9 protein-coding genes are annotated in these 13,929 nt (G+C 53.7%); all 9 read right to left on the reverse strand.

The window, feature by feature from the left end:
* Positions 1-8 precede the first annotated feature (8 nt).
* The gene (locus ACLU9Q_RS01330; protein ID WP_296836103.1) at positions 9-602 is read right to left on the reverse strand and encodes a hypothetical protein; all 594 of its coding nucleotides are present in this window, start codon (positions 600-602) and stop codon (positions 9-11) included.
* A gap of 62 nt (positions 603-664) precedes the next feature.
* On the reverse strand, positions 665-1,408 hold the full coding sequence (recO, locus tag ACLU9Q_RS01335; RefSeq protein WP_296908501.1) for a DNA repair protein RecO: 744 nt from the start codon (positions 1,406-1,408) through the stop codon (positions 665-667).
* A gap of 13 nt (positions 1,409-1,421) precedes the next feature.
* Complete coding sequence (era, locus tag ACLU9Q_RS01340; protein ID WP_296840799.1) at positions 1,422-2,354, reverse strand: GTPase Era; 933 nt, start codon at positions 2,352-2,354, stop codon at positions 1,422-1,424.
* Positions 2,351-5,329: an insulinase family protein gene (locus ACLU9Q_RS01345; RefSeq protein ID WP_296840789.1), complete on the reverse strand. Its 2,979-nt coding sequence runs from the start codon at positions 5,327-5,329 to the stop codon at positions 2,351-2,353. The genes era and ACLU9Q_RS01345 overlap by 4 nt, the downstream gene beginning before the upstream one ends.
* 169 nt (positions 5,330-5,498) lie before the next feature.
* Positions 5,499-8,321: a hypothetical protein gene (locus tag ACLU9Q_RS01350; protein WP_296908503.1), complete on the reverse strand. Its 2,823-nt coding sequence runs from the start codon at positions 8,319-8,321 to the stop codon at positions 5,499-5,501.
* Position 8,322: 1 nt separating this feature from the next.
* Positions 8,323-10,389, reverse strand: coding sequence for an efflux RND transporter permease subunit (locus ACLU9Q_RS01355; protein WP_296841055.1), 2,067 nt, complete (start codon positions 10,387-10,389; stop codon positions 8,323-8,325).
* Between the two features lie 186 nt (positions 10,390-10,575).
* On the reverse strand, positions 10,576-11,136 hold the full coding sequence (locus tag ACLU9Q_RS01360) for a TetR-like C-terminal domain-containing protein (RefSeq protein WP_296841058.1): 561 nt from the start codon (positions 11,134-11,136) through the stop codon (positions 10,576-10,578).
* 76 nt (positions 11,137-11,212) lie between these two features.
* On the reverse strand, positions 11,213-12,550 hold the full coding sequence (locus ACLU9Q_RS01365) for a radical SAM protein (protein ID WP_296839495.1): 1,338 nt from the start codon (positions 12,548-12,550) through the stop codon (positions 11,213-11,215).
* A 236-nt stretch (positions 12,551-12,786) separates the two neighbouring features.
* Complete coding sequence (locus tag ACLU9Q_RS01370) at positions 12,787-13,908, reverse strand: aldo/keto reductase (protein WP_412624565.1); 1,122 nt, start codon at positions 13,906-13,908, stop codon at positions 12,787-12,789.
* Positions 13,909-13,929: the final 21 nt, after the last annotated feature.

Below are 13,929 nucleotides of genomic sequence, written 5' to 3' on the forward strand. Positions count from 1 at the left end.
CATTCTCCTCATTCATATAAAATGTACGCCGTTTCGTTTTCCTCAATGACCGCCGTGGATTTGTCCGTCACCTTTACATTTTCACTGACGTATCTGATCGTCCCCGGCACCTCGACCAGCATTGCCTGCCGCAGCGCGACCGTCTGATAATTTTGGCCGGTCATGATAGCGGACCCCCACACCAGCGCCTCCTGCGCCTTCACTCCGTCGGTCACCTCCGCAAACTTTCCCTCAAAGGCATAGCCGGCCTGCACTGCTCCCTGGATGTCTCCGGCGTAAAAATCCAGATGATTGAATTCTGCGTAGTCCTTTGTGCTCGCGTATGTCATGCGAAGCTGCGCAATGCCTTCCTTTACACTGAGACTCTGTTTCTTTACCGCCTTCGTTCCGACAGCTTCGTTGTAGCTTTTGATCTCAGCGCCAAGCTCCTCCTCCATCTCCCCTTTGTCGTAGTAGCTCTGGCTGAAATCCTCGCGGACATACTCTGTAACGGCGCCCTTTTTGTCTATAGAAATGCCGCTGACTGCCGGTGAAAAGCTGCTGCAGCCCGTCAGGAACAGCCCCAGACACAGCACAAGACCTGTAACGCACCCCTTTTTCATTCATTTATCCTCCCAAAGTCATTCATAAATGATTATACTAACATTATCCCTCATTTTCAACTCTAAATCTGCAAACTTTCCAAAATCTCCAGCGTTTTGAATTTCCTGTCAACGTATGTTTTCCGAAAACGCTCCTGGATGCGCGAAAATTCATCGAGGACCCCGTCGGAAACCGTGAAGGTATACAGTTTTTCCACCGGCGTCGCGACGACATACTGCATCGTAAATATGGTGGATTCCAGCAGTTTTTCCGCGCGCGCCTCGCGCATACAGTCTGCGCAGACCACACCGTTTCCCGCATGACTGTATCCCGTCAGATGCTCCGTGCTCCCGCAGACCGTGCAGCAGAAAACCTCCGGGTATTCGCCGTTTATCACCATCGCCTTCAGCTCAAAGACGTACCGCACCAGCTTTTTCGGAAGATGCGGATTTTCCAGTGCGCGCAGGGAAGCGTACAGAAGCTTTAAAAGCTCCTTCTCATCATTGTTTTCCCGCGCATAATAATCCGCAAACTCCAGGAAATACATCCCGTAGTACGCCCCCTCGAAATCCATGGAAAGCTTCTCAAAATAATTACTGATCTGCGCCTGGTAGATGTTGTAGGAGCTGCGCCCCTCGTAGCACTCGAAAGTCCCGAAGGAAAACGGCTTTGCCGCCGCAAGCAGCGGGCTGTTCTGCCGCCGCGCCCCCTTGGCAAATCCGCTGATCTTTCCGCGCTCCTTCGTCAGAAGCACGATCCGCTTGTCATATTCCCCGATGGGAACGGCGGAGAGCACCATCCCTGTCAGTTCCAGTTTCTCACTCATCTTACGCCCGCTTTCAGATTTCCTTTTTATCGTAGCCGAAATTCTTGATCAGAAAATCGCTGTCCCGCCAGTCCTTTTTCACCTTCACCCAGAGCTTCAGGTTTACCTTCGTCTCCAGCATATTCTCAATGTCCACGCGGGCGGCGGAACCGATTTTTTTCAGCATTGCCCCGCCCTTTCCGATAATGATGCCCTTGTGTGAATCGCGCTCGCAGATGATCGTCGCGTCAATGTCAAACAGACCGCCATCCCCGCGCTCCGTCATGCGGTCGATCGCCACCGCAATGCCGTGTGGAATCTCCTCGTCTAGGCAGCGCAGCGCTTTCTCGCGTATCATTTCCGCGACGATCTGGCGCTGCGGCTGGTCAGTGATCGTGTCCTCGTCGTAAAACATCGGTCCATAGGGCAGGTACCGGAAGATCGCGTTGATAACCTCGTCCAGATTCTGTGCGCGCAGCGCGGACACCGCGATGATATCCGCAAAGTCATAGATTTTCCGGTAGGCGTCGATAAACTTCGCCACCTCTGTTTTCTGTACCGTATCTATTTTATTAATGATCAGCACCACCGGCGTCTTCGTCTTTTTAAGCTGCTGCACAATATGCTGCTCGCCCGCGCCGATAAAGGTAGACGGCTCCACCAGCCAGAGGATCACATCGACCTCGCTTAATGTGCGCTCAGCAACGTTCACCATATACTCGCCGAGCTTGTTTTTTGCCTTGTGGATGCCCGGCGTATCCAGAAACACGATCTGTCCCCGCTCGCAGGTGTAGACCGTCTGGATGCGGTTTCTCGTCGTCTGCGGCTTGCGCGAGGTGATCGCGATCTTCTGCCCGATCAGATGATTCATCAGCGTGGATTTGCCGACGTTCGGACGCCCGATGAGCGTCACGAACCCCGATTTTGTGCTTCCGGTATTTTTCAATTCGTTTAAATCAAGCTTCATTCACATTCTCCCTGTCCGATCAGCGGTTTTATCTCGCAGAACAGTTCTTTTTCTTCTTTGATCTTCTCTCCGTTTCCGATAACGCAGATATATTTTTCCTGCAGCGCCGCCTCAACAAGCGGAGCGAGCGCCCGGATACTGCCCGGCGTCGCGCTTAAAATCTCGTCGCGCTCACGCTGCAGATCCTGCTGCGTGACATTTCCAAGATATGCCGCCAGGGAGCGCGCCCCCTTTGCCTGCGGATTCAGCGGCGTGTCCACCTCGCTCATCGTTCCGATAATATATTTCGTCATATCGCGGTCGCTGACGCTGAAATTCTTTAAATAATCTGTGATGCCCTCGTATACCTGCAGCGTTCTGCCAAGGTTCGGATCGCGGTAGGACACGAAATACGTGTCTCCTGTGCGCCCGTAGCCGCTCATGCAGCCGTAAGCCCCGCCCTGCACGCGGATATTCACCCACAGATATTCATATGCCATGATCGTCTTTAAAATGCGCAGCGCGCCCGTGTAGGTATAGCCGGCTCTGCAGAAATTGCCTGCCGCCGCCACATACTGTATCTGCGACGAGGTCGCAAAGCCCTCGTTCTTCCTTCCAAGCGGCGCCGCCAGTCCGTGCGATCCTGCCGCGTCTCTGCTTCCCGGCACTGTATCCGTTTCCATTCCTGCATTTCCGGCTTCCTTAAGCTTCTTCTGCAGCAGACGGATGCGCTCCCGCACCTTATCCATAACCTCGGGTTCGGCAGTCACGCTCACCAGCAGGTTTTCTTTCCGGAACAGCTCCCGGATCAGATTCGTGAGGATGCACACCAGCCCGTCCTTCTTTTCGGCAAACTGCTCCTCCAGAAGCTCCACCGTTTTGTATAATGTGATGCCCGCCACGCGGTCATTGAACGCCGCCGTACCGGAGAAATAGGACATCGCGCGGTTTGCCGCCGTCTGGTGTCCGGCGGAGGTCAGGCGCATCTGCAGACGCGATTTCATGCGTGCGATGATCTCATAGAGGCGCTTCTCATCCGTCAGCTTCGATGTCAGCAGGATCTCTTCCATCATATCAAAGGCAAAATCCAGCTCAGAGTAGAGCACCTTCGCCTTTATCCCGAATTTCGCACAGTAGTTTCCCGGATGCGCCGCGTCAGCGAAGGCGTCCACCGACGGATAGATCCCGCCGGAATGAATGTCGATCTCGTTGCTGAGCTCGCGGTAGCTGTAATGCTCCGTGTCCACCATGCCAAGGATGCCCTTCAGAACGCCAAGGTATTCCACCTGTTCCTCCGGCACCTTTGCCGTATCAAACAAAAGATCAATGTAGGCGATGCCGTTGGTGTCGATCTCATGATGCACCAGCGGCGTACCATTCACCACTTCTTCCTTATTATAGATCGGCGCCGCCTTTTTTCCGATGTCCGAAAGCTTCAGCAGCGGAATTTTCTCCAGTTCCTCCTGCGTGGACGGCGTCTCCTGGAATGCGCGCAGCTTCTTTGTGCGCTCTACCAGCTCCGCGATCTGCTCTTCAGACAGGGAAGCCTTGTACTGCGCCAGTTTTTGGCGCACACGCTCATCCTCCTTCGCGGTAAGTCCCCGCTCCGGCACCATCACCAGGATGGATGCGTGCGTGTTATCGATGAGGAAGGTCTGTATCAGCTCCTCAAAATAGCGTCCCTCTGTCTGTTCCTTTAAGAAGCGGCAGACCTCAAGCTGCTTCAGATAATCAAACGGCGCATTGTCATCGTAGAGCCAGCTGTCGAAGGTGTCAAGACCGTACATCAGACCGCGCGGGAAATTGCCGTAATCCGCCTCGCGGAATTTAAATTCCAGATTGTTGATCGCCGCAAGCAGCGCTTTCTTCTCCAGTCCCTCCGCAGCCAGCTTCTGCAGCGTCTCACGGATGACCGTAAGAAATTTTTCCTTATCCTCTGCATTTGCAAACTTTGCCACTACGGAAAACACCGGCTGCAGGATGCCGCCGTCGTAGCCGCCTTCAATATCCTTGCCGATGCCCGCGTCGAGAAGCGCCTGCTTCAGCGGTGCGCCCGGCGCGGAGAGCAGCACGTATTCCAGCACTGCCATCGCATAGGAAAGGTTCACGTCGGAAGCCTCGCCCGCCACCACATTCCATGCCAGGTACGTATTGTCTGTTTCTTCCTCGGCACTGGAAACCGGGTATGCAAAGGTGTGCTCCGCCATTTTTTCAAACGGCTTCTGCAGCGGGATCGCCGAGTCGATCTCCATCGCATCGTATCTGCTCAGATATTCGCTGTCGAGCCAGGCAAGCCGCTCCTCCATATCCAGATCGCCGTAGAGATAGATATAGCAGTTCGACGGGTGATAGTACCGGCTGTGGAAGGAGAGAAAATCGGAGTATTTCAGCTCCGGAATCACCTTCGGATCGCCGCCCGACTCCACGCCGTAGGGCGTGTCCGGAAACAGCGAGTTCATGATCTCGCGATCCAGCATATCGTCCGGCGAGGAAAACGCGCCCTTCATCTCATTGTATACCACGCCGTTGTACGTCAGCTCGTCCTCCGGATTTTCCAGGATATAGCTCCAGCCCTCCTGGCGGAAGATTTCTTCCTTCTGATAAATGTTCGGGAACAACACCGCGTCCATATATACCTGCATCAGATTGCAAAAATCCTGCAGATTGCAGCTCGCAATCGGGTACACCGTCTTGTCCGAAAACGTCATTGCGTTTAAAAAGGTGTTCAGCGAACCCTTTGCCAGCTCCACGAACGGATCCTTTGACGGGAATTTCTCACTTCCGCAAAGCACGCTGTGCTCCAGAATATGCGCCACGCCCGTGCTGTCCGCGGGCGGCGTGCGGAAACCGATCCCAAATACTTTATTTTCATCATTATTTTCCAGAAGAAGAATGCGCGCGCCGCTCTTGCGGTGGCGCAGCAGCGTGCCGGTGGATTTCACATCGGCGATCTCTTCCGTTTTCACTACATCATATTGCGGTAAACTGCGAAACATCTGCAAACCTCCAAATTCCTTTTCTCTGTATCCTTCATGATGCCACGGATTTCTTCGTATCTCACACCTCCGAAATCCCGGCACCATCATTATATAATCATTGCCATTTTTTTGCAAGGGCGGCAAAATGCCCGGCGGAAATTTTCCGCCGGGCATAGATGATATCGTTTTATTCGATACCTGCTGTCTCAATGATAAATTTAACGCTGCCGTTTTCCGCCTCGCCGCCGAAGCTCTTGTAGCTTTCCCCGGCGTCCTTCATCTCTTCGAGACGGTCTAAGAACTCCTGCAGGTCGTCCTCCAGGGCTTCGGTGATCTTGTCAATGCCCTCTTCTTTAAATTCCTGCATACCATCCGCAAGCTCCTCCGCTCCGTCAAGCAGTTCTCCGGTACCCTCATCAAGCTGAACCCCCGCCTCGGCAAGCTTCGCCGTTCCGTCTTTCAGCTGCGTGCTGCCGTCTGCAAGCTGCACAATACCGTCTGCAAACTGTGCCGCTCCGGAGGTGAGCTGTGCGCCGCCGTCCGCAAGCTGTCCGATGCCGCTTCCAAGCGCTGCCGCCCCGGAGGAAAGCTGATGTCCGCCGTCTGCCAGCTGTCCGATGCCGCTGCTAAGCGTACCTGCCCCGGAAGAAAGCTGTGCGCTGCCATCTGCGAGCTGCGCGGCTCCCGCACTTACCTGCGCGGCTCCGCTCTTTAATTCCCTGCTCTTTCCGGTAAGCTGCGCCGCTCCTGCCTTCAGCTCGGCGCCTTTGTCTGTAATCTGTGTCGCTCCCGCTTTCAGCTCGGCGCCCTTTTTCGTAAGCTGCGCCGCTCCTGCTTTCAGCTCGGCGCCCTTTTTTGTAAGCTGCGTCGCTCCTGCTTTCAGTTCCGTTCCTTTGTCTGTAAGCTGCTCCGCTCCTGCGGTCAGAAGTACACTGCTCTGCGCAAGCTGCTGTCCGCCCGCAAGCAATGTGTTCGCATTTTCCGTAAGCTTCCTGCTTCCCTCCTGCAAAGCCTCATCGTTTGCCGTGAGCGCTGCTGCTCCATCTGCGAGCTGCTGCGTGGCTGCTGTAAGCTGCGCAATTGCTCCGCTGATATCGATTCCTTCCGCTCCCGAAACGTTGGAAAGCGCTGTTTTAATCTGCGCCAGCGCCTCCCTTGCCTGGCTCTGGTAAGCAATGTCTGTCTGAAGTTCTGCAATGCTGTCATTCAACTGTCCCACATAAGCATTGTAGGTATCCGCATAACCGCCAAGTGCCGGCGGCAGGCTGCCCGGCAGATTTCCCTGCACTCCCTGCAGCGTTCCCAGCACTGACTGATTGCCTGCGATAGACGCATCCAGAGCTGCGATACAGGTATCGATCGCCCCTGCTGCCGCCTGGAGATCTTCGCCCGGATTCTGCAGCGCTCCGCCAAGCTGCTCTGCGAGCGCCTGCACCTGCTCATTTAATGCGGCCGCTCCGCCTGCAAGCTGGTCCGCTCCGGCAATATAAGCGTCCGTTCCCTGTGCAAATTCCTTCGCGCCGTCCACATAGGTCTTTGTACCCGCGATCAATGTATTCGTTCCGTTCACATAACTGTTCATGCCCGAAATAAGTGTCGCTGTTCCATCCACGTAAGCTGACGCCCCGGAGGCAAGTGTTCCCGCTCCATCCACGTAAGCGGACACCCCGGAGGCAAGTGTGCCCGCGCCGTCCGCATAAGCGCCCGCACCGTCCGCCAGCGTCGCCGCGCCGTCCACGTAGGCGTCCGTGCCGCTCTTTAAGGAAGCCGCCCCGTCAGTATACTGTTTGATCCCCTGCTGCAGCGACCTGCTGCCCCCTGCAAGCTGACTGCTCCCGCTCTGCAGCGCATACACGCCGGAAACCAGCGCGCCCTTATTCGCGTCCATCTGGTCGATGCCGGCAACCAGGCTGTCAACGCCGGAAATCAGATCGCCCTTCTTACTGTTTAAGGTATCAATTCCGGCAACCAGTGTATTGATGCCGTCCACCAGGTCACCCTTTTTGTCGTTCAGCGTATGAATCCCATCCGCCAGCGTTCCCATATTCTCATCAATTTCATTCATGCCGTCGATCAGCTCCACGCAGGAATCCCGCAGCTCCTTCACGCCGTCCGCCAGCTCGCCGCTGCCGTCAGTAAGCTGATTCGCTGCGTCCTCCAGCTCTTTTACAGCATCCTCCAGATCGTCCAGATTTTTAATATCGTCCAGACCAAACTTTGCGAGATCCAGATTGGTCGCCGCCGTCATTGTCATAGACAGTTCGAAATCTGTAACGTCCGCTTCCATCTCAAAATAATCAGGGATCTCAATTTCCTCCAGATTCTCTTTCCCCTCCAGGTTCAGACTGTCGGCAACGCCCGGAAAGCCCATGCCGATGACCATTTCCTTTTCGCCGTCGGATACCAGGCGTCCATGCTCCACCGTCACATTCGAGAAATGTTCGGACGGAAGCACCATACCCGTCACCATCGCAAACGGTGTGTAAACCTCCCCGCTCTTTTCACGATTTACATAAGTAAAACGGATGCGCACATGACCGTCCTTTCCGGCAAGCTCCTCCGGTGAGATCTCCTTTCCATCCAGATAATAGGAAATCTGCACCTCCACCGGCAGCTCACGGTCGGTCGTTCCCTGGTAATAAATGTCCTTGCCGTCCGCATTCCAGACCACCTCGGAGCCGTTCTGCGAGAAGGTTTCCTCGCCTTTTACGTTCTCGATATCCTGCAGGTCGGTCACGTCGGTCAGCGTATCGGCGGCGTCCGTATTTTTCAGCCAGGCGCTGACGATCACCTCGTCCGGCGCGCCGGTCGCCGATGATTTCACGTAGACCGTTTCCTCTTTTTCCGCCGATGTACCCGCTGCATTTTCCGTTGCGGTTATGTTCACCTTTTCCGTCGTCTCTGTTTCCGCACTCTCCGCCGCATATACTCCGGCGGCGGTCTGTCCCGCCAGCATCATGCCCGCCATCGCAGCAGCGATCGATTTTGTCAGTTTACGGTTTCTGTTCATATTATTTTGCCCCCTTAAAGCCCTTGCTTGTTTTGCAGATTACTTTGTCGAATATCATAAACATCGCCGGCAGCATGCAAAGCACGACCACCATGCTGATCAGTGCGCCGCGCGCCATCAGCGAACAGAGCGAACTGATCATGTCGATGTTGGAGTACATGCCAACGCCGAACGTCGCCGCAAAGAAGCTGATCGCGCTGACGATAATGGATTTCATGCTGGACCGGTGTGCGATCCGGATCGCCTCTTTTTTGCCAAGCCCGCCGCTGCGCTCCTTCTCATAACGGCTCGTCATCAGGATCGCGTAGTCGACGGTCGCACCCAGCTGGATGGTTCCGATCACGATGGACGCGATAAACGGAAGCTGTGTCCCCGTCAGATACGGGATACCAAGGTTGATGAATATCGCAAATTCGATCACCGCCACCAGCAGGACCGGCAGAAACAGCGACCGGAACACCACGCAGATGATCACAAACACCGCCAGTATGGATATTGCGCTGACAACCTTGAAATCCTGATCGGTAATGGTGATCAGATCCTTCGTGCAGGGCGCCTCCCCGACCAGCATCCCGTTCGGATCGTACTTTTTCAGGATCGTGTTCAGCTCCTCGATCTGCGCGTTCACCTCATCCGTGGCAACCTTATATTCGTTGTTTACCAGCATCAGCTCGTAATTTTCATTCTCCAGGATTTCCTTAATAGAATCCGGGATCATGCTTTCTGGGATACGGCTGCCGACCAGCGTTTCCAGACCGAGCACGCCCTTTACGCCGTCCACCTGCTCCATCTCCTCCATCATCTCATGCACCTGCTTCGACGGCAGGCTGCTGTCAATAAGGAGCATGTGCAGTGCACCCATCTCAAATTTCTCCTGCAGCTTATTGTTCGCCTGGATGCTCGGAAGCTCCTCCGGCAGCGAGGCATCCAGATTGTAATATACCGGCGTGTGGTTCTGGCAGTATGCCGCCGGAAGGATCAGCACGGCGAGCAGCACTGCAAAAACGCGGTAATACCGGATAATAAAATCCGAGAGCTTCGGCAGCTCGGGCAGAAATGCGCGATGCTTTGTTTTTTCCAGCACTTTGTCAAAAATCATGATCATGGACGGAAGCACCGTGACGCAGCAAAGCACGCCGATCACAACGCCCTTTGCCATGACGATTCCCAGATCAAGACCGAGCGTAAAGCTCATAAAGCACAGTGCGATAAAACCTGCCACCGTCGTCAGCGAGCTGCCCGCCACCGATTTGAAGGTCTTTTCGATCGCGTGCGCCATCGCCTCTTTGCGGTCCTCAAACACGCCGAGCTGCTCCTGGTAGCTGTGCCAGAGGAAGATGGAATAATCCATCGTCACGCCGAGCTGCAGCACCGCTGTCAGCGCTTTGGTGATATAGGAGATCTCTCCCAGGAAAATGTTGCTGCCAAGGTTGTATACGATCGCCATTCCGATCCCAAGCAGGAAAACCACCGGAATGAAAAAGGAGTCCATCGTTACCGCCAGCACGATCGCCGAGAGCAGCACGGCAATGACAACATAGATCACAACCTCGCTGTCCGACAGATCCTTGGTATCCGTGACGATCGCCGACATTCCGCTTAAAAAGCACTGCTTTCCGGCAATGCTGCGGATCTCGCGGATCGCCTCCATGGTCTCGTCCGCCGAAGTCGTCGTATCAAAAATAAGAAACATCATGGTGGTGTCGTCTTTGTTAAAAATCTCCAGCACCTTATCCGGCAGCATTTCCATCGGAATGCTCAGATCGAGGATGCTGTCATACCATACCACCTTCTCTACGTGGTCTACCTGCTCCAGCTTCTTTTTCAGCTCCGCGACGTCCTTATTTTCCATGCCCTCGCACAGAAACATGGAGTAAGCGCCCGTCCCGAACTGCTCCGCCAGAATATCCTGTCCCTGCATGGTTTCGATACTGTCCGGCAGATAATATAGGATATCGTAATTAATCCTGGTATTGATATAACCGATCGCCGAAGGTATCAAAAGCAGCAGGCTGAGAACGAAAATCGGAACACGATACTTCACGATCTTCTCTCCCATCTTCAACATACTATCTACTTCCTTCCCTCTTTGCTGTAAAAGTCCGGTCACCAGGCAAGAGCACGCCATGAGACCGTTCCCACATGATCGCGGACTTTCTGTTCGTTAATATGCCAGACACCCGGCGTTTTTTCTATGGGCAGAAAAAAATCCATGCACAGTTTTTGTGCATGGACAAAGATTTGTCTAAAGGACCTACGCTTCCTGCGCCGCCCTCGCGAGCATCCGGGCGATGCTGCCCTCCTGCAGATACCCGATGCGCCTGATAAATTCCTCCGGCTCCAGCTTCATACCATCGTCAAGCCATTCCAGCACGATGCCGACCAGCGCGCATTTGTAGAAATCCGCGATCATCACGATATCATCCGCAGGCGCCTTTATGCGCTCCGCCTGTGCGCGCACATAGGACAGCATAATATCGCCCGCCACCTGGTACAAAAAATGCTCAAGCTGGCGGCGGTCGATGGAATTATAAATGTGGTAGATCTCCTTGCGGTTTTCCAGCGCATACAGTGTGCAGCGCAGAAAGCTCTCCTGCCAGTCATTTTGGGCGATGCCCTCCGCGAGCACCTCCGCCGCCCGCTTCTCAAACACCCTGTGGAGCAGGTCAAAAATATCCTCATAGTGATAGTAGAAGGTGTTGCGGTTGATCCCGCAGTCCTCCACAATATCCTTTACCGTAATTTTATCGAAAGGAACTTCCTTCAAAAGTTTAACGAACGATTTTTCTATCGCTTTTTCCGTAAGCTGTGACATCCTTACCTCCCATACCTCGCTTTTTCTGTCGTTATTCTATCACAGCCTGCGCCGCTCCGCCAGATATTTTTGCCCCTTACTTTTTCCACAGCTCCTCTGCCTTCGGCGTCCAGTTTTCGGCATATTCCCGGCATTTTTCACAGAGATGCGAAGCGCTCTCCGGGGACATCATATCCGTGGAATGTGCGCCTGTCCGTTCCACCATCTCCTGCAGGATCTGCGGGTTTTCCAGCATCGGACACGGACGCAGATGATTTTCGTTAAAGGGCTGCCCTTCGTGATAAGCCATGAAGATCGGCGACTGCAGGATCTCCAGCAGCGTCTGCTGACGGACATTTGCGTTGGAATAATGGATAAATACGCACGGATCGGCGTCACCGTTGGCATTAATGTGGAAGTAACGGCGTCCGCCGGCGATGCATCCGCCCACGTACTCCCCGTCATTCTGGAAATCCATCGCAAAAATCGGCTTCGTAGAGCGCACCTCGCGGATTTTATGATACATATATTCCCGCTGCTCCGGCGTTGGCAGCAGCTCCTTTACCGCATCATTTCCAACCGGCATATAATGAAAATACCACACAAACTTTGCGCCCCAGGCGATCATCTGATCTATGTAGCTGTCGCTGCTGATGGAATCCAGATTCTGGCTGGTGTAACAGCAGCTGATACCGAACGGAAGCTTTTTCCGTTTCAGAATTTCCATCGCCCGCACGACCCTGCCGAAGGTTCCGTTTCCGCGGCGCCCGTCGGTCGCCTCCTCAAAGCCCTCCACACTGATCGCCGGAATGAGATTCTTCACCTCCAGCATCTTGTCCGCAAACTCCTCGTCGATCAGCGTCGCATTCGTGAACGCCAGGAACTGGCAATCATGATGCTTCCGACAGAGTGCGATCAGATCGTACTTTCGCATCAGCGGCTCTCCGCCGGTGTAAATATACATATAAATGCCCAGCTCCTTGCCCTGGCAGATAATGGAGTCGATCTCATCAAAGCTTAAATTCAGCCGGTTGCCATACTCCGCTGCCCAGCAGCCGGTGCAGTGCAGATTACACGCCGAGGTCGGATCAAGCAGGATCGCCCACGGAATATTGCAGTTGTAGCGTCTGCGCAGACGCTCCTGCTGCGGCCAGCCGATCAGATTTGCATTCAGAATAAAATTTTCAAAGGTTGCTTTCAGGACCTCCTCGTCGATGTCCGTCCAGAGACTTTTCAGAAGCTGATACATGTTATTTTCAGGATCCTCGATCACCTGGCGGAACGCCCTTCGCTGCGGCTCATAGCTGTCTGGTCCCTCCCCGGCGAATCGGTCCACCCAATCCATCAGCTTTGTGAAATTCGTATCCGGATCTTTTCCGATATAATCAAATGCCTTCTTCAGTCCAAAACGCACAGCTTTGTTTGATGCATCCATGATAATTCCCTCCTGTGTAAGACAGTATTTTTGCCCTCCCGCCCCAAGAATAGCGGAGAAGCATTCTGTCTTTATCTTAGAGAGAACATTTTTTTACATCAATAGACAAACTCCGCACAGTGTACGATTTTTGTACATCCATGCGGAGTCTGTCTGACGACCAAAACGCCTGCAAAGCAACAAAACCGCATATTTTTTCATCCGCGGCCTTCTGCGGTTCTGTCGTTAAAGTATTTTTACAATTTTGCTGCGAAATCCGCCAGCGCCTCGGAAATTTTGATCTGCTGCGGACAGACTGCCTCGCAGCTTCTGCATCCAAGACACGCATCCGGCTGCTTTTCCTTCGGAACCGCCATCAGCGCCATCGGCGCAAGAAATCCGCCTCCCGTGAAGGAATGCTCGTTGTAAAGCTTCAGCAGCATTGGAATATCCAGCCCCTGCGGACAGTGCGATGTGCAATAATGACATGCCGTACACGGCACGCCGCCTGTCATCTGTCCGGCAATCTCCATGAGCGTTTTCATTTTCTTCTCTGTAAGGGGCTTGTCGGCGCCAAAGGTTCGGATGTTATCCTTTAACTGCTCCGCGTTTGACATTCCGGAAAGCACCATCGTCACCTCCGGCAGTGTCTGCAGGAAGCGGAACGCCCACGCCGGGATCCCCTCCTCCGGGCGAAGTGCATGCAGCTTTGCTTCGTTTTCATCCGAAAGCTTTGCCAGCTTTCCGCCGCGAAGCGGCTCCATCACCCACACCGGCAGATGATATTCCTTCAGAAGCTCTACCTTTTCTTTCGCGTTCTGGAATGACCAGTCGATATAGTTTAACTGAATCTGACAAAATTCCATGTGCTCTCCATAAGCTTCCAGGAAGCGCTTCATCACATCGCAGGAGCCATGCGCGGAAAAGCCCAAGTGCTTAATGCGCCCGTTTCCCTTCTGCTTCAGCAGATATTCAAAAATACCGTATTTCGGATCAAGGTAAGCGTCGATATTCATCTCGCACACGTTATGGAAGAGATAGAAATCAAAATACTCCACACCGCATTTTTCGAGCTGTTTTTCAAAGATCTCTTCTACCTTATCCATGTTTGACAGGTCGTAGCCCGGAAACTTTGTGGCAAGGTAAAAGCTCTCACGCGGATACCTGCCAAGCGCTCTTCCCATAACAAGCTCGGAATTTCCGTTGTGGTATCCCCACGCGGTGTCGTAATAATTTACGCCATGCTCCATAGCATGCGCGACCATCTCATTTACCGCCGCCTCGTCGATCACGCTGTCGTTGCCATCGACCACCGGGAGACGCATCGCTCCCATACCAAGCGCTGATAATTTTAAATCCTGAAACTCTCTGTAAATCATCACAAATCCTCCTTTTTATTT

The sequence above is a fragment of the Marvinbryantia sp. genome, assembly GCF_047017445.1.
Lineage (GTDB): Bacteria > Bacillota > Clostridia > Lachnospirales > Lachnospiraceae > Marvinbryantia.